Raw genomic sequence first — 17695 nt, forward strand, 5'->3', positions numbered from 1 at the left:
TTATAAAGTCCAACCCACATTCGCCACAAGTACATAAGAATTTCTTGTTTGATTCCCATATAAATTTTGGGTAACAGGAAGCCCAACACCGAATTGAGCAATCACTTTTTTTGAAGAAGCCCATAACGAAGGCGTCACATAGACTACATTTCCCCCTGAATTAAAATCGATGACTCCATTGATTCTATTTCGCTGTGCATATTGTCCATCCCCTTCAACCATCCAGGCAAACATCCATTTCTTGATATTGATAATATTTCTTCCGAAACCAGCTTGATAAAGAAATTGATTTCCAAATTTTGTGTCATTACGCCTTGTGGTTAATACGACCCCAGGTGAGGTAAATGCGAACCAATCGACATACATACGAGAGAGTGTACTGCCGATAAAAAAACTCGGAGACCCAAAACCCGTTGGCGGTTGCTTTTGCGCAGAGCCCGTAGGGAGCGTAATATTCATCACCAAGGTTGCTTGCTCTACAAAAGAAGACGTTTTTTTGGTATAAAAAGCATCTTCAAGTTGCAAAAAGGCGTCTTCAAATCCTGAAGATTTTTTTCCATTCTGCACATAGCCCGCGGCCATCGGTGCATTAATAAAAATCGATAAATCATCAGTAATGCCATACAAAATACCCGGCATCACATCGACAAAATGTTTGTCTACTCCAGCAAAATCATCGGCAAATAGAAAGAATTGAGTCTCATTTTTTGCAATAATATTTTCACCAAAGCTCACTAAGGGGCCGGGTTGTTGCGAAAGTGGTAATGCAAAGTTCCCAATCTTTGGCGGTTCGGCATCAGAATGTATTGCTTTTTGAGCTGGATGCGCACTGGCTCCATAAAGGAATGAAGCAAAAAGTAAAGCCATGGTGAAAACCCATAATTTCATGCACTCATCCTACGCGAAGTCCATAGCTTGGGAATAAATGCAGGCGTTTTCTCTACATAACGTTTATATTCTTCCCCAAATTCCTTAGAAGTCTCGTCTTCTTCTTGATGAGCCAGTTTTACATACATCGTGACCAGGATGGGAAACATGATTAAGGTGAGAATCGTTGGCCATTGCAACAAAAAACCCACCATGATGAGAATAAAACCATCGTATTGCGGATGGCGAATTTGGGCATAAAGTCCTGTTGTGGCAAGTTGATGGTTTTTTTGTGCGCGATACAGGGTACCCCAAGCCGAAGCAATCATCCATAGACCACCCAGGATGAACACAAAACTTAAAAGATGGAATACATCAAAATGGGGGTCCCCTTTCAAGCCCAAAAGAGTATGGAGTAAATGACCGCTGTCATGACCGTATAAATTAATTCCGGGATAATGTCGAGTTAGCCATCCTGACAGTAAATAAATGGTTAAAGGAAAGCCGTACATTTCCGTAAAATAGGCCACCACAAAGGCGGAAAAAGTCCCAAATGTGCGCCAATCTCGCCCTGTCTTAAATTGGGTAAAGCTGTAAGCAAACAGAATGAAGATGACCGAATTGACTATGACTAATAACCAGAAACCATAAGCATAAGAAGTATGTTCCATTTGCGTTTAATCCTTGTTTTCAGAAGAATGACTCTCTTCATTTTCAGTTTTATGATGATGACTGTCTTCATGCCCACCATGTCCTTTATGCATGAACAGATGCATCAGCGGGCAGAGTAAGATGAGCAGCAAAAAAGGTGAAGCACCCAAAAAACTGGCGATGTGCGCCCCATGCTCAGCAATGAGATAATAGCCGATGATGACAATGATTATGAGTGCAATAACGCCAGGAAGAGTGCGCCAAAAATGCCTTCCTTCAGGCGGCTTTTGCTGTGAGTGTTGCTGATGTTCTGATGACATGATTCATTTCCTTTTAAATTAATCCCGAATATTATAACCGCCATCCACATAGAGTACCTGACCGGTAATGTATCTGGCTTGCTTGGATACGAGAAATGCAGTCGCATCACCAATTGCCTCGATGGGCACCAACTGATGCAAAGGAGCTTCTTGGGCTGCTTTTTCCATCAACTCGTCAAAATCCGCCAATCCTGATGCAGCGCGCGTGTTGATGGGGCCTGGAGAAATGGCATTGACTCGAATCTTTTTACTGCCCAGTTCCATGGCGAGGTAGCGCACTGTGGTCTCTAGGGCTGCTTTAACAGGACCCATTAAATTATAGTTTTTTACCACTTTCTCTGCCCCATAATAACTCATGGTTATCAGGCTTCCCCCGTTTTTCATCAGGGGTTCAGCAGCCTTTGCCAAGCGGATGAATGAATGACACGAAACATCCATCGCCATACTAAAGCCCTCGCGAGCTGAAAGATCCCCACGAAATTACCAAACACGGTTAAGCTCCTGTTCTATAATCTCTTGTAAGGTTCTAGGGTCAGGGGCTAAGGAACAGAGCTGATTATGCTCAATCATAAGCTTACCCAGGGTAAAATAAGAGAATATTTTCTTATCTTTGACCGTATTGGCTTGGAAGTATTGTTGTTTATTTTGACTATGTGCAATTACTCCAATAACCCAATAAGTAATTTGCACAATAGCAGCAAGAAGCATTTTTACTCCCCATCTATCTACTGAATGAGTACGCACATAACGTCCTGCTAGTCCGAATTGATGACTTTTAACATCTCTAAACGATTCTTCTATTTGCATTCTTTTAAAATAGAGATTGATAATATCAGTAGGCCCTACATCCAATGGTAAATTAGTAGCCAAAATCCATGGCTCTTTATTAGCTTGACTATAACTTCCATTAGACAGTGTCGAGGTGGTTTTTCCTCGTGATGTCTTTACCTTTCTTCCCTTAGGCTTACGATAGGTTGTAACCACCCTACAAGGTCTTGTATGCTCTTTGGTTAATAGAGCATGCTCATAATGTGTCGTTTTAGATTTAATATCAGGGATTAGTTCTTTAATGAGTTTCCATCCCAGTTCTTCGGATAATTGTACCGATTTAACTCCTCTTACACGACTTAGCCAATACCAGCCCAGCGCTTCTATTTCTTTAAACCATTCTTCATAAAAACCGGCATCCATGATTACGATTACTCGACGATTTTTGGGCAAACAAAGACTCAACTCTTTTAAAAAGTCCTTAGCTCGTCCTTTTGTTTCGGTATCTCTATACACTTCTCGATAAAGAGGAAGACTTCTACCTTTTAACGCTATTTCTGCACTGAGCATTTGAATTTCTCGGTCGTCTTTTAAGCAGCAAATATCTACAATCAAAGGTAAGGTTGTATCTTGCGAGATGTAAGTAAAAACAAAGCTTGATAACCCTTGATAAATGGAAAAAAGTTCATTATGCAGTGCCTTATTGCCTTCCAGCCTATCAACTTTCTTTATCTTATTTTTTAATTTTGCATCTCCAGGCAAGTTCCTCCCTAATTCACTTAATGAAAGGTTTTGGCTATGTCTTAAGCCTGATGCTACATCCATTACTGCATTCAATCGTGATATATGAATTTCAGGACATGATTCTGTAAGCGAATTATAAAGATAGGTTTCTACAGCTAACATTTTAATTTCCATGAGTCTTAATGACGCTCATTTGATCATGAGACGCTCTTTATTTCAACTCATAATTCGTGGGGATAGATCAGCTCGCGAGAGCAATCCACAACCCGACCGTGCAAATCCGCTTTCGGTGCGAACGCAATCGCATGAATCATAAAATCCAGTTGCCCCCAATGGGTTTTAATCCGCTGAAATAAGGCATCCAATTGAGAGTCATCGGTAACATCCAGCGGCATGAAAATGGGGCAAGAAAGGCCATCAACCAAGGGCTGTACATACCGTTTTGTTTTTTCATTCTGATAGGTGATAGCCAATTCTGCCCCTGCCTCATGCAAGACCTGAGCACATCCCCAAGCAATGGAATGTTCGTTCGCTACACCCACAATCAGTCCTTTTAAATGAGTCATTGGTTGTTCTCCCTATTGCTTTCGAGAAGAGACAACGTATGCATGGCCATGATTCGCTCCTCATTGGTTGGGATAATGCATAATTCAAATGGCCTTAAAAACGCAAGGTGGCTGAGAATTATGTCGCGAATGAAGCTTGAGTTCTCTCCTATTCCGCCGGTAAACACTATGCCATCGACACCACCTAATGCCACTGCCATCATGCCCATCAGTTGTGCAGCTCGCATGCAAAAATAATTGAGCGCAAACTGCGCATCATGGTCCTTACTGTTTTGTAAAAGGCTGACATCGTGTGTCCAATGCGACAATCCCTTAAGGCCCGACTCATGATAAAGGATAGACTCTATTTCTTCAGGAGACAGATGAAGCTCACGCATCATATAAATCACAGCGCCTGGGTCAAGATTCCCGCAACGTGTACCCATTGGTAAGCCATCAAGGGCAGTCATGCCCATAGTCGTATCAACACTTATGCCATGATGCATAGCACATAGACTGGCACCATTGCCCAAGTGGGCTGCAATAATTCGCCCCTTTGCCAACACCGGTTCATTCTGGCGCAAAGCATGGGCAATCCATTCATAAGAAAGACCATGAAACCCATAACGGCGAATACCTCGGTCACGCAGTGTTTGCGGTAAGGCATATTCTGTAAATAAGGGTTCATGATGGGCGTGAAAGGCGGTATCAAAACATGCTATTTGCATGATCTCTGGTCTAAGTGCCTTAATCATCTCAATTGCCGCAAGATTATGCTCTTGATGCAAAGGTGCTAGAGGGCGTAGTGTTTGCATTTGGGTCATCACATCCGAAGTTATTCGCACACTGGTTGTGAAGCGTTTTCCTCCATGGACCATGCGATGAGCAACGGTGCTAATCTGCCAGCTTTGATTTTGCTTCTCAATCCAGTGAAGAATAAAACGCATCGCATTTTCATGAGTATAGTCAGATGGAAGCTCTATTTTATTAGATTGTTTATCTTGGGAGCCTTGTGTTTCATCAACGGCTGTAAATGAAGGGGTGCCGCCTAAATCATAGATCTTGCCTCGAGCTAGAAGGGGAAGCGCTGGTTCTTTCGAAAAGACTTGAAATTTGACGCTGGATGAGCCAGCATTAATCACCAAAATGCACTCTTGTATCCTGTGTGTCATTTAATCTTCCCTGCCTTACGTGCCGCTGCTATTTTAACCGCCAAGGCACAAGAAAAGAGTCTAGTTCGTAAGGAGTCAGCTCGGCTGACTAAAATGATGGGAACACGTGCGCCTAAAACAATCCCGGCGGCATCCGCATGGCCTAAGAAAGTCAGCTGTTTTGCCAGAATGTTGCCTGACTCAATTTCGGGGACGAGCAAAATATCAGCATCCCCAGCAACCGAAGAGATGATGCCCTTATCCTCTGCGGCCTGCTTGCTGATGGCATTGTCAAATGCCAGCGGCCCATCGAGAAGACCATCGGTAATTTGACCGCGGTCCGCCATTTTACATAATGTTGCCGCATCCACCGTCGCTTGCATCTTCGGGTTAACCAACTCTACCGCAGCAAGAATAGCAACTTTTGGCTTTTTATCCATACAACTCGTTGCTAGTTTTGTAATTTATAAAAATACATTTAAATTCAACAAATTGCCCCAACATTTAATTTTATAATTAAGAAAATAAAAACAGGGGGCTAATGTGAGTAAGCGAGGCTACAACAGGATTCCAACGCAATTAACTGAAAATGAGTTCAATGTATTTGTCTTTCCCTATCTGCAAAAAGGAAAACGCGGACCAAGGCCCAAAGTAGCACTGTATAAAATATTTAACTACATTTTGTACGTCATTCATACAGGGTGCCAATGGTATAAATTGCCGATTGATAAAATGGCTGACGGCAAGCCAGAAATCAGTTACACCCGTATTTTCAAACACTTCAGAGCCTGGCTCAAGAAAGGTTGCTTTGATCGGATGTTTGAGGCCTCTGTGGAATTACTTTCCAAAAACAATCTACTCGACACAAGTATTATTCATGGTGACGGCACAACAACTGCTGCTAAAAAAGGGGCGATAACCTCGGGTTCAGTGGACATAAACATCTCAAAGGAGACAAAGTTGTTGCTCTTTGTGACCGAAACTGCAATGTTATTGCGCCATTTGTCACTGGACCAGGGAACAAAAATGAATCCCCCATGCTACGGGATGCGTTTAAACCCCTAAAACAAATTGCCCAAGCAGTGGGCTTCTCACTGGAGGGCTCGGTAATGAGCCTTGATGGTGTTTATGATTGCAAAGCCAATCGCAAGATGATCTTTAACGCGGGCATGATCCCAAATATTAATGAAAACAAACGCAATCGCAAACGCTCCAAGCGAGGAAGAAAGCGGTTATTCAACAAAGCTATTTTTAAAGAGCGGTTTCGTACGATTGAGCGAGTTTTTGCTTGGGAAGACAAATTCAAACGCTTGCTTCTTCGATTTGAGCATCATAGCCCACATCACTATGCCATGAAAACCATAGCCTATACAATGATCAATCTGAGACATTTTTTTAGTCCCAAATAGAGCTCTGAGCAAAGCATAATTTTTCTTATGGGGTGTTTGAACCCAGGCGATAACTCGTCTCAAATAAAACTAAACAGAGCGATAATTGATCTTAATGGGCAAATAAGTTCATTCCTGGAGGCTTCTTCATGAACAATCACTACAGGTCAATTTTAATTCATCCTTTGAGGCAATTTTAAAGCCATTTACTAGCAACGACTTGATCTATTTTGATCAGCAAATAGAATGATATCATGATTGTGCCTTTAAGACAGGAAATAAATACAAGTAGAGGTATCCCAAATATTAATTTGGTAACTTCATTTTGCTTTTAATTGTTTATTCGATCATTGAATATCTTTCAGAAAGCAATTTACCTTCTCATCGACGTTATTGATTAAGATCATGAATTTGATGTGATACGTGTCAACTAATAAGTGTCACATTTCAATAACTCAGCTCAAATTTGAATCGGCTTAAGACACGAAAAAGTGAGCTCAAATCAATTCAGCTGTCATTCATTTAACTCAAAAAAAAGGAAAAATTTTTCTTTTGCACGCTAAATCTTTTTTAAAAGTTTTTTATTGAGGCACCATTTTATTTCGCCAGATAAAAATGTAAATCATCTCTCACTTGGTGATCCGGTTTGTTTTAAAAGCTTTTTCGTTGTGTTTTTAGTCCAATGCTTGCAACAACTAACAACCCTATCGATTCAGTAACAATAAAATTGTCCAATATAAAAACGAAAACATACAAAACAGCCATCTTGCAACAATAAACGTCTAATGAGATTATTTTCTGTTTTTTGCGCCGCATCTTCTATTATTTTACAACTCTTGTTTAAAAACATTGGGCAGGAGATACTAATAAATAAAATAATAAAAAGAAGGTATGAATTTATGACCCATTTTTTAATGCAACACGCTCGCCTACTTTTGGTGCCTGCACTCCTTGTAAGCTGTTCTTATAATGCCAAATTAACCCCTGAAGGAGAAAAAGTGACCATTTTCCAATCCGGCAAGCTCTCAAAAGACTGTGCCTTTTTAGGGGAAGTCAAAGCCTACGATCGCAATGGTATGAGCCAATCTTATCAATCGCATGAGCATTTGATTAAAGATGAATTAAATATCTTAAAAAATGAAGCAGCTCTATTAGGAGCTAACACGGTTTTAGTAACTCAACATCAGCAAACTTATGACGGCAAGCCCAAAAATGATTTCGTAGCAGACCATTGGATGGTAGGTCGAGCCTACCACTGTAAGATAAAGCAATAGATAGACTTCTTGAGCTATCTTTATGGAACATCATCATGCCTGGCGCTTTTTTGATGGGATAATCCTTCTGTTGCTGTATGCCTCTTTGGCTACAGCAAGGAGAGCACTAACTCTTCAAAAAATCATCCAAATTGCTTTAGTGAACAACAAGGATTTAAATGCGGCGCGCTATAATGTGGCTATCGCCAAGTCTCGTTGGATCCAAGCAGATCTTTGGCCTAATCCAAGCCTTAATCTCTCAAATAACAACGATCGCTTATTTAATGGTGAAGGGGAATATTTACGCAGCGCTGGTTTTAGCCAAGTATTCTCTATTTCAGGACACCAACATAAATGTACTTACCCAGCCAAATAGCGATTAGGTATTATTCTCCATAAATCAGATTAAAAAGAAAACTAAGTTGTTGATCTCTTATTTTTTTATATGAATCTAAGGAAGTAGCTATTGAGCTACTATACACTTGTTCAAGTTCTTTAAACCAATTATGAGCATCAACAGGTTGGCGATTCTCCTGAACAAAATGAGCTAAGAAAGGCATGATAGCCATTGCTGCGTTGATCCGTTCTGAAAACAGACAATTCTTTAATCGCATAGGATGAAGCCATTTAAAAAACATCTGCTGTTGCTCACCCGGAGCATAAACCTCAAACCAAGGTCTAACCCAGGTTTCATAGACCAATTGATTGAGTTCTGATGTCTTTTCTACATTTTCAAATGCCTTAGGTTCATAAGGATAATGTTGCTGTATGTCTTCCACCAAACGTTCTTCAAAGGAAACTGTATATTGTGGTTTATGGCAATCAGGATCGCCTGATGTATTAGAAATTTTCATTTCATACAGCCCAGGTTTTAATTGTTCCAACTCGTCCACATGTTCAAGAATGGCTCGATGCTCAAAACGAGCCACATTCGCTGAAACAAAAATGCCAAGATGTCCTACATGAGGATTAAGAAGATAGACGATGCGTTGCTTTGCCTTTTTTAGTGCTTTAGTGGTTTGGTACGCGGTATAAATCCAATACAACGCCTGATGAGGCGGTGTAATATTATCGCCACTTGAAGCAAAAACAAGTATGGGATTACGGATCCGCTTAAGATCAGCATAACAACATTTACAGACACGAAAAAGCCCCTTTTCTAGCTGATCACCAATGAATAAATCTTCAACTGTAGAGATAATTTCTTGACGACTAAACTGAAAATAACCAGTCCACCAGCGCTCAAACTCAAGAAATCGCTCACTCTCAGTGTCTATCTCGGAAAAGAGCTTATAGTTCTTCTCCCAAAGTGTATGAGCAGGGTTAAGATTTTCAAAATTTTGGACCAGCCAGGCGCCATCAAAAAGCCCTTGATTAGTATCTGCAAGCCAATGGACAATCCAACTACCACCTAATAATCCACCGCTCAAACGCATTGGATTGATCTGATCTTCACCTGCCCAATAGGAAAGCGGCGATCCATTAAGCACTGCAGGTCCAGCTAAACCCGCACAATCGGCACAAAGCAATGCAATCAACCATCCTGCTTGGCAATTACCATACAATACGGGCATCATTCCATCATGACGCCTTGAAATTTCTTCAACAAACTGGCGTAAAGCATGGAGCACATCAGTAATATCTTGCTCGAAACAGGGTTCTGGAAAAAAGGAGGCGAAATAAACTGCGTGCCCTTCCATCATCGCGACGCCCACTTCAGAATCCCGTTTAAATCCACCAATACCAGGACCATGGCCAGCCCGTGGATCAACGATAAGAACCGGGCGTTTGCTTTTATCAAGGCATTCTTCCAAGCACGCATCACCAACAGCTGTAATTTTAAGCAAGGCATAGTTAGCCGGTGGGTCAAAAGTGCGGGCATCCAATAACGTTTCATAATTAAAATTAAGAATAAGTGGCAAACCTTGTTGGTCATGCTCCAATAAATTATTCGCTCTCTGTCGCAATACATCTAAAAAAAGAACACTTCTCTGCCAAGAATCAACGAAATAGGCTGCTTGTTGGTTGAATAAATGCAACATCATAATCCCTTATCGCAAGTAATCACTAAATTTAATCATAGTAGTTCGTCTGTTATTTTGCGAATGAATGACCAAGGTCTCTATTAGAAAAAAGAAGCTCGAGAAAAGTAAAAATCACTTCTCTCTAGCCTCGATTAAATTGGCTCATTTAAAGAACTTTATCCCTAACTCAGACTATCATCTAATCATCAATAGCCCCATAAATGATTAGAATAAAGCCACAAGGCCAAAAGTTACTGTATTTTGGGACGTGGCATCCCCGTTATTTTGTTGAATCGTTTTGAACGCCCCATAGTCTTGTTCATTTTCGTATTCAACAAAAGCGTTCAGTCCAGGCATCAGGCGATAATAAGGTCTGACAATGTAACGCATTTGGTTCAAACCACTGCCCAATTCTGCTTGCAGTACAGTTTTAGAAGCAAGAATACTGCGAACCCCGGTCCTGATGAAAAAATTATTAGTGATTTGGGTATCGCGTGACAGCTCCACATCAAGCTTCGCACTTCCTCGGTAATAATAGGTTCTCACGTTGGTATCAATGTACCAAGGCATCAATCCCTCAATCCCTAATCCCGGTTGCCAATACGGTGTCTTGGCAGGTCGATTAAAGTAATTTGCCCCAGCCTTGACGGCCCAAAATTGACTGATTAGATGCCAATAAAAAATATCGATGTCTGCATTTTCTAAATTTCCCTTATTCAACTCTGCGTCATTAACAAATAGTTCTAATTTATTGTAATCCGGCCCATAAAGCCCTTTATAGTTAAGCCGTTGTGCGTTATTAAAGGGATCGGCACCGACATCTAAAAAGGTAGCCAGCCAAAATCCTGCATGATGCGCCATGGGATGCTTCACTAAGGATACATCGATGGGTCTGACTTCATCCACCCGAACGATCGGACGATTAGAATAAGCGGTTTGGTGCACAATATCCTGTGGCTTATCCTTGCCTTGGGTAATGCCTATTAATGTCGTGTATTGAAAAGAACGTGCCATACCTGCCATCATGTGATAAAGAAGGTGACAATGGAAAAACCACTGTCCACTGGCATCCGTATCGATGTCTGCAGTCATTGTGGCCCCGGGCGGAACACTGATGGTATGTAATAGAGGGTCGTAGGCATCCTCTCCCTTGCGTAAAATAAACCAATGACCATGAATGTGCATGGGATGATACATCATCGAGGTATTGGTAAAGACCATACGATAACGCTTTCCAGGCTCTAAAGGTATGGGCTTGGCTTTGTATTCAGGTACCCCATTGATAAACCAAATGAATCGGTCCATATAACCAAACAACTCCATGTTAATCACCCCAGCAATGGGTTTATTGGGATCGTTGGTTGGAACAACTGCGCGCATGGGTTGATACTTTGTTCCTAACGACGTGCGGTACATTGAATTGGGAGGCTCAATCGTATCACCAAAACGAGTGGGTTCTGTAGGCATCGTCATCGTATGATTCATCGATTTACCGTGTCCCATATTCATCCCTTGCATCGAATTCATGGATTGTGACATCCCCTTGTGCTTGCCATGTTGCATCGTGGGCTCATTAGTCATTCCATGCATGGGATGAAGACCTAAGGCGCTGGATTGCGTCTGAGACGTGGTATTCATTTCCATATGCTGAGGTTGCGATGTAGTTTGAGTCATTCCAGTATGCTGCATCCCTTGTGATGAAGAATCGTTCATGGCCATGCCTTTTTGCATGGGCATTTTATGAGTCCCCTCACTCATAGACATCGAATGAGATTTTGATTTACTAGCTATTCCCGAGGTAGATTGGGTGTTTGGGGATGATGGATGATTTTTCATAGTACTCATATCCATACCGCTCATGTTCATCCCACTCATGTTCATGGGTTTGGGCATGGTATTCTTAGTGCCTTTTGCTTTCTCATGCGGCAAAGAACCTTGATTCATCGCACCCATCATCAAATCCATCATTTCTCGGGTGACAGGTAAAGGTTCTGGAAAAGGAGCCACATGTTGGTAGTTTACTACTTGGTTTGGCTGGGTGAGTAAAGCACCGTAGGCATGGCCTACGGTATCCCTTGATTCCGCATAAATAATGTAGGGTTTGTTTTTTTGGATGGTTACTAAAACATCGTAGGTTTCACCTGGTGCGATCGTAAAATCCTTAATAGGATATGGAGTCACATCGTTTCCTTGGGCATGCACCATCTGTATCGTGGTATCTGGGATTTTGACATTAAAAATTGTATTTCCGCCTGCCCCAATAAATCGTAAGCGCACCACATCCCCTACTTTAACCGGAGCAGTCCAAGGATTGGCAGGGGGATGTCCATTTACTAAAAAAGCATCATAAGCCACGTCATTGATGTCATAAATACTCATGCGCATTTGCTGCATCATTTTGTAATCATCAAGTACCTTTTGCCGCTCTTCTTTAGAGGCCTTGCGGTAATCGTGCAAAAATTTAGTCAATGAGGGTTGTAATGGGAATCGAGGTCCGTAATACCCTCCATCTTTTTTTAGGTTGGTAAGAATTTGCTCCGGTAGGGTATTGCTCCAATCCGATAGTACCACCACATAATCTTTGGTGTAATGATACTTAGGAAGTGTCGGTGGGTCGATAAGAAACGCGCCATACAAACCCTGCTGCTCTTGCAAGCCTGCATGCGCGTGATACCAATAGGTACCTGATTGCTCAAGCGTAAATTGATAGCGAAAGGTACTACCTGGTGGGATTTCTCTTTGGGTAACGCCTTCAACTCCATCCATTTGCCAAGGCACTAACAGTCCATGCCAATGGATGGCGGTTCCTTTATCCAATTGATTCGAAACATTAATCGTTACGCGATCACCTTGTTTAAAATGCAAGGTAGGCGCTGGGATCTGATTATTCACCGCAATGGCTTGGCGTGCTTTGCCTGCAAAATGCACGGTTTTATATCCTACAACCAAATTGATGACGCGCTCTGCAGCAAACGTATTGGACCAAAACAACGTGCTGAAAAGTAAGGTTATTATTTTTTTCACTTGAATCCATTCCCCCGCATTTTTTTCCGATGCTGTTTCTTGTCTTATTTTGTAGAAGTGGTATTAGGCTCATTTTTTTGCATTTGACCACCCTCATGATGGTGCGCCTCTGCTTTTGGTAAGGATAGGACGCCTAACCCATGACGATAAACCAGTTCGCCTCCACGCCAAGCTGTAGAAAGGAGTAACCCCTGTACAAAAAGCAGTGCCACCAAAAAATTAATACTCATTGCTTTTTGCTTAGAGTAGCGCCATACAGACCAAATAGCAACGCACCACATAGAAAAAGCGGTAGCTAACGCCCAATGAAGATGATTGGTCATGGCCATATGCCCTGCTTCATCATGCTTGACGGTATTGTAAGCATAAATACCTGCCAGGACAGTAAGCACAGTAACCGCGGCAGCACTCCACAAGCACCAGCGACCAACAATTTCAAATTCTAAAGCCATCCTCGGTGGAATGATTTTAATATAAGTCACCAGATAAGCAAGGAAAAAGAAGCCAAAAGCCGCAGTAAATAAAGCCACGGTAAAATGAACAAAAATCGGATGCCAATTGGGAATAATTTCAATCATGATAGAATCTTCCTATTCATTATGGCGATACTACTTTGCCAGTCATATACTTGATACTGACTCGTGAGTGACCCTTATTACCCTCATCAAAACAAACTGTAATCATTCAGGTCGCATGCATTAGGCTCCATTATTTTAGTAAGCAACAGGCCTAATGCCCTCCACCACCATGTCCTCCGTGTCCACCACTATGCCCCCCAAACCCTTCAGGCGCAGAATTTGATGACGAAGCAGATGGTGTGGTATTTGCGCAGGAGCTCACCAATACCTGGGTTCCTATAAGAAAAAATACAAGAATTATTTTTTTAAATAAATGTAACGTACGCATCGTTTCTCCCTTAAAAATAAAAGCGCTGTTCTCATGAAGCGACTAAACGGTGCTGCATGAGGGTAGTCATTATTAAGTCACTGACATCAATAGCATTGGTCTTATGATAAATCGTATTACAGGTAGTAATGTGGACTCCTTCCATTTTCGATAAAATCGCATAGGCATCTTCTGAAAAAAGAGCATGCACGCCAATACAGTGAATTGATGTATAGCCTATTTTTTGCAACTGTTTTACCGCTGCGACCATAGTCCTCGCTGTTGAAATGATGTCATCAACGAGCACCGGGGTACATGACTTAAATTGCTCAATCGATGGAAGTGAAATGGATACTTCCTTATCGCCATAACGGGTTTTTTCTAAGATAAGGTAAGGAAAATTCCCTTGGCTGGCAATTTCAGCGACCCATTGCTGGCTTTCCATGTCTGGACCAATAAGAAGAGGGGTAGGAATGTTGTTTTTAATCCAGCATGCAATCGGTGTTGTTGCGTGCACTACAAAAGTGGGGATAGTATAAATTTCATCTAAAGATTTGTAACGATGCAAATGAGGATCAACCGTCAGCAACCAATCAAAAGCGTCAGAGAGCCATTGGGCAACATAGCGTGAAGTAATGGCCTCCCCTTCGTGAAAACGCTTATCTTGACGAAGATAAGCAAGATATGGGGCGATTAACCCTACTTTTTTCGCTCCCAATTCTTGAGCCGTTTTGGCAAAAAACAACAAAGGCATGAGTTTTTGATTGGGCACAGTTAAACTGTCCACGACAATAAGGTCGCGCTCTTTGATAGGGGTATCGATGCGCACATAAGACTCCTCATCTGGAAATCGATGCAACATCACATGCCCTCTATCGACGTTAAGCTTTTCGATAAGGCGTTCACTTAATGCAGAAGCGCCAAATAATGAAAACAGAAGCGGTTTCATCTGACCTCCCTTCTTATAACAACTAGTTCTCTTTACCTAAGATTAGACGATTATTAATCACTTAACGCCTCAATGACAATAATATTTTTGTGCTGCATAAAATGCAGTGCATAATGTAATTCACCAATGGACTCTGCGTGAATGGTAAAGAGGGGCTGATTCTTCTCAACGCGTATTCCAAGTTTGACATGCAAATCAATGCCAGCTAATTTCGATTTAGGAGCACCCGCTAATTTGGCAATTTGTGCCAACAACCAATTATCCATTTGTGCTATTTTCCCAGCCTTTTGAGCAAGTACAGGATGAGTATAGGGAGCCATTTTAAGCTCTTTAAATCCCCCCTGTGCCTCGCAGATGGCTAAAAATTTTTTACATGCTTGCCCACTCTCAAGTAGTTGCTGTGCAAGCAATTTTCCTGTTCCCGTGGGTATATCCGATGAAAACTCCAAAGCACTCCCAGCAAGAGTTAATGCTCTTTCGCGCAAGTCTTGGGGCGCATCAGACTTACCTTGCAATACCGCAAGAACATCGCGTGCTTCTAATGAAGGACCAATCCCATATCCTACAGGTTGCGACCCATCGGTGATGAGCGTACGAACTACGATACCTAATTGATTTCCGACTTCTTCAAGTAATTGTTGCAGAAAAATTGCCCGATCCATGCTTCGTATTTTTGCAGTGGGTCCGACAGGAATATCAATCATCACGTGCGTTGAACCTACTGCGATTTTTTTCGATAAAATGGAAGCAACCAATTGTCCCTCACTATCCAAGTCAAGTGCTCGTTCCACCCGAATGAGTACATCATCCGCAGGACTTAAGCTCACAGCCCCTCCCCAAACAATGCAACCGTTTTCTTTTTCAACCACTTGACGCATCATTTGGGGATTTAACGACACAGGAGCCAATGTTTCCATGGTATCTGCAGTGCCTGCAGGGGAAGTAATGGCCCTAGAAGATGTTTTGGGGATGATGAGGCCAAACGCAGCAAGAATGGGTACCACAATGAGAGTGGTACGATTCCCGGGAAGGCCCCCCACGCAATGCTTATCCACAATCAGCGAATAAGGCCAAGTAAGACGATCTCCGCTCTCAATCATCGCCTGTGTCAACCGGACTATCTCCGCTTTATTGAGCTGCCCCGTCGCACTGGCCGCTAAAAAAGCAGCGATTTGCACATCAGAAAGTCGACCACTTAACACATCCGTGATGATGCTTTTTAATTGTTTTAAAGACAATGGATTTCCATCAATCTTATCGTGGATGTAGCCTAAAGAGTCTAAGGGTTGAGGATGAGCTACCTGCACTTCATCTCCCAGTTGTGCGTCTAAAGCATCCCATGCGTAATTAGATAAACTCGCTTCACCAGGTTTAAGGAGTTCTGAAGTGACTCTGTTAAGGGTTGCAATAATAGAACGCTGGCCTAATGTCACTTGAATTCGTGCTTGTGCTTCGAATCCCTCGGAATGACATACATGGCAATCTTCACGCATGTAAATGATTGCTTCATGATAGGTATCAAGACCAAGACGTTTTAATCGCAAGGTATGCCCCATCTTTTTCATTAAGATAATTCCTCAGCATGCAGATAAGAAGGAATGGTGCAATTCCAGTTGAATTTCTGTTCGATTTTTTCTTTAAGCGATTGCGCACTATGAATTTCACCATGGGTAATAAATACTTTTTTCGGCGGTGACTTGAAATTGTTTAACCAGGTTAACAGTTCTTGATAATCCGCATGGGCTGAAGTGCTGCTCATGGCAACCACATGCGCGCGTATAGGCACCATTTCTCCATAAATCTTGACTTCTTTTTCTCCATTAACAATTCTGGCTCCTCGAGTGCCGCCCGCTTGAAATCCTGTAAACAAAAGGGTGTTTTTCGAATCGGAAGCATAGGCTTTTAAGTGATGCAGGATTCGACCTCCTTGAGCCATCCCACTAGCAGAGATAATCACTTTGGGCATTTTTTGTTGATCGAGCATTTTGGATTGTTCTGCTGTATGAATGTAGGTTGCCGTACCACAAACTCCATGGCATTCTTCTTTACTTAAATGATGGTCTAATTTATAGGTACACATGAGGTGTGTCGCATCAATAGCCATTGGGCTGTCCAAAAATACAGGTAATGTTTTAGGGATTTGTCCTAGTTTCTTTAACTGATAAATAAAATACAACAGACTTTGCGCGCGGCCCACTGCAAAAGCGGGAATAATAATCGAACCCCCTCGTTTGATGGTTTGATTAATCAGCTCGCCAATTTGCGGCAGCGGGTTCGTTGTATCATGCAGTCGGTCCCCATACGTGGATTCCATAACCAAATAATCGGCTTTTTCTATCACGCTGGGCGCCTTCATCACGGGATCGTGTAACCGACCAATATCTCCTGTAAACACAATAGAACGATTGCCAGTTGTTAATTGGATCATTGCCGCCCCAATGATATGACCCGCATGGTGAAATTCAAAGGTTAACTCATTAAAGAGTGTATGGGGTGTATTAAAATCAATCGTCTCAAACTGATTTAAAGCAGCGACTGCTTCTTCCTCCGTATACAAAGGCAGAGCAGGCTGATGCTTTGAAGAACCATATTTATTGGCAAGTCGAGCTTCATCTTCCTGCAAATGACCACTGTCAGGCAATAAAATAGCACATAAATCTTTTGTACCCGGGGTACTATAAATTTTCCCTTTAAACCCTTGTTTGACGAGCAAAGGCAGATAACCACTGTGATCAATGTGTGCATGGGTTAAAATAACGGCATCAATCTCACTTGGATTGATTGGAAGTGGGCTCCAATTACGCAAGCGCAATTCTTTGTGTCCCTGAAACAACCCACAATCAATAAGAATTTTTTTAGATCTAATACTTATTAAGTATTTTGAGCCAGTAACCGTTTGGGTAGCACCTAAAAATGTTAATTCCATTTCTCCTCCAGGAGATTAATCCTTTTGCTCTTAACCTCATTTTACCAGTACCCAATAAATAATCAAAATTATCTGTTCATTGACCCAATGATTGTATGGTATTTTTTCGAGGCTACATGATATAGTTCCATTAAGTAGATTCGGATACCGCACTAAGGATTCAAGGCACCAGGAATAAATTGTGCTTATTTTGCACAAAC

16 protein-coding genes and 3 pseudogenes are annotated in these 17695 nt (G+C 41.9%); 4 read left to right on the forward strand and 15 right to left on the reverse strand.

Features of this window, described 5'->3' with window-relative positions; genetic code table 11:
• The 8 genes and pseudogenes from OQJ26_RS11465 to OQJ26_RS11500 all read right to left on the reverse strand — a co-directional run bounded on the left by OQJ26_RS11465 (position 1) and on the right by OQJ26_RS11500 (position 5510).
• Positions 1-888: a hypothetical protein gene (locus tag OQJ26_RS11465; protein ID WP_265703920.1), complete on the reverse strand. Its 888-nt coding sequence runs from the start codon at positions 886-888 to the stop codon at positions 1-3.
• Positions 885-1538: a methyltransferase family protein gene (locus OQJ26_RS11470; protein WP_265703921.1), complete on the reverse strand. Its 654-nt coding sequence runs from the start codon at positions 1536-1538 to the stop codon at positions 885-887. The genes OQJ26_RS11465 and OQJ26_RS11470 overlap by 4 nt, the downstream gene beginning before the upstream one ends.
• Positions 1539-1544: 6 nt before the next feature.
• A complete protein-coding gene (locus OQJ26_RS11475) occupies positions 1545-1838 on the reverse strand; it encodes a DUF2933 domain-containing protein (RefSeq protein WP_265703922.1) in 294 nt (97 codons plus the stop codon).
• An 18-nt stretch (positions 1839-1856) separates the two neighbouring features.
• Positions 1857-2300 (reverse strand): annotated as a pseudogene (locus tag OQJ26_RS11480) (SDR family oxidoreductase); the annotation flags it as partial.
• Positions 2301-2318: 18 nt separating this feature from the next.
• Positions 2319-3524 carry an IS4 family transposase gene (locus OQJ26_RS11485; RefSeq protein WP_265702028.1) on the reverse strand — a complete coding sequence of 402 codons (1206 nt, stop codon included), beginning with the start codon at positions 3522-3524 and terminating at the stop codon, positions 2319-2321.
• Positions 3525-3571: 47 nt separating this feature from the next.
• Positions 3572-3916 (reverse strand): SDR family oxidoreductase, encoded by a 345-nt coding sequence (locus OQJ26_RS11490; protein WP_265703923.1) that lies wholly within the window; start codon positions 3914-3916, stop codon positions 3572-3574.
• Positions 3913-5067 carry an acetate/propionate family kinase gene (locus OQJ26_RS11495; protein WP_265703924.1) on the reverse strand — a complete coding sequence of 385 codons (1155 nt, stop codon included), beginning with the start codon at positions 5065-5067 and terminating at the stop codon, positions 3913-3915. Before OQJ26_RS11495 ends, OQJ26_RS11490 begins: the two co-directional genes overlap by 4 nt.
• Positions 5064-5510, reverse strand: coding sequence for a phosphate acyltransferase (locus OQJ26_RS11500; protein WP_265704012.1), 447 nt, complete (start codon positions 5508-5510; stop codon positions 5064-5066). The genes OQJ26_RS11495 and OQJ26_RS11500 overlap by 4 nt, the downstream gene beginning before the upstream one ends.
• Before the next feature lie 79 nt (positions 5511-5589).
• On the opposite strand from OQJ26_RS11500, the gene OQJ26_RS11505 reads away from it, so the two are divergent.
• The 4 genes and pseudogenes from OQJ26_RS11505 to OQJ26_RS11520 all read left to right on the forward strand — a co-directional run.
• Positions 5590-6111: a transposase gene (locus OQJ26_RS11505; RefSeq protein WP_265703925.1), complete on the forward strand. Its 522-nt coding sequence runs from the start codon at positions 5590-5592 to the stop codon at positions 6109-6111.
• A pseudogene (locus OQJ26_RS11510) lies at positions 6030-6455 on the forward strand (transposase family protein); the annotation flags it as partial. The gene OQJ26_RS11505 and the pseudogene OQJ26_RS11510, both read left to right, overlap by 82 nt.
• An 878-nt stretch (positions 6456-7333) precedes the next feature.
• Positions 7334-7708, forward strand: coding sequence for a DUF4156 domain-containing protein (locus OQJ26_RS11515; RefSeq protein ID WP_265703927.1), 375 nt, complete (start codon positions 7334-7336; stop codon positions 7706-7708).
• Between the two features lie 22 nt (positions 7709-7730).
• Positions 7731-8030, forward strand: a pseudogene (locus OQJ26_RS11520) (TolC family protein); the annotation flags it as partial.
• A gap of 43 nt (positions 8031-8073) precedes the next feature.
• Here the strand turns inward: OQJ26_RS11520 and OQJ26_RS11525 are convergent.
• The 7 genes from OQJ26_RS11525 to OQJ26_RS11555 all read right to left on the reverse strand — a co-directional run bounded on the left by OQJ26_RS11525 (position 8074) and on the right by OQJ26_RS11555 (position 17495).
• A complete protein-coding gene (locus tag OQJ26_RS11525; protein ID WP_265703928.1) occupies positions 8074-9732 on the reverse strand; it encodes a DUF3141 domain-containing protein in 1659 nt (552 codons plus the stop codon).
• A gap of 204 nt (positions 9733-9936) precedes the next feature.
• Positions 9937-12735, reverse strand: a complete 2799-nt coding sequence (locus OQJ26_RS11530) for a multicopper oxidase domain-containing protein (protein WP_416209959.1) — start codon at positions 12733-12735, stop codon at positions 9937-9939.
• A gap of 44 nt (positions 12736-12779) precedes the next feature.
• Entirely contained in the window at positions 12780-13313 is a 534-nt protein-coding gene (locus OQJ26_RS11535) for a DUF2231 domain-containing protein (protein WP_265703929.1), read from the reverse strand.
• Between the two features lie 151 nt (positions 13314-13464).
• Positions 13465-13641 carry a hypothetical protein gene (locus OQJ26_RS11540; RefSeq protein ID WP_265703930.1) on the reverse strand — a complete coding sequence of 59 codons (177 nt, stop codon included), beginning with the start codon at positions 13639-13641 and terminating at the stop codon, positions 13465-13467.
• 31 nt (positions 13642-13672) lie between these two features.
• The gene (locus tag OQJ26_RS11545; RefSeq protein ID WP_265703931.1) at positions 13673-14569 is read right to left on the reverse strand and encodes a ribose-phosphate pyrophosphokinase; all 897 of its coding nucleotides are present in this window, start codon (positions 14567-14569) and stop codon (positions 13673-13675) included.
• A 53-nt stretch (positions 14570-14622) separates the two neighbouring features.
• Entirely contained in the window at positions 14623-16134 is a 1512-nt protein-coding gene (locus tag OQJ26_RS11550) for a thymidine phosphorylase family protein (protein ID WP_265703932.1), read from the reverse strand.
• The gene (locus OQJ26_RS11555) at positions 16134-17495 is read right to left on the reverse strand and encodes an MBL fold metallo-hydrolase RNA specificity domain-containing protein (protein ID WP_265703933.1); all 1362 of its coding nucleotides are present in this window, start codon (positions 17493-17495) and stop codon (positions 16134-16136) included. Before OQJ26_RS11555 ends, OQJ26_RS11550 begins: the two co-directional genes overlap by 1 nt.
• Between the last annotated feature and the right edge of the window lie 200 nt (positions 17496-17695).

This window comes from Legionella sheltonii (genome assembly GCF_026191355.1).
Classification (GTDB): domain Bacteria; phylum Pseudomonadota; class Gammaproteobacteria; order Legionellales; family Legionellaceae; genus Legionella; species Legionella sheltonii.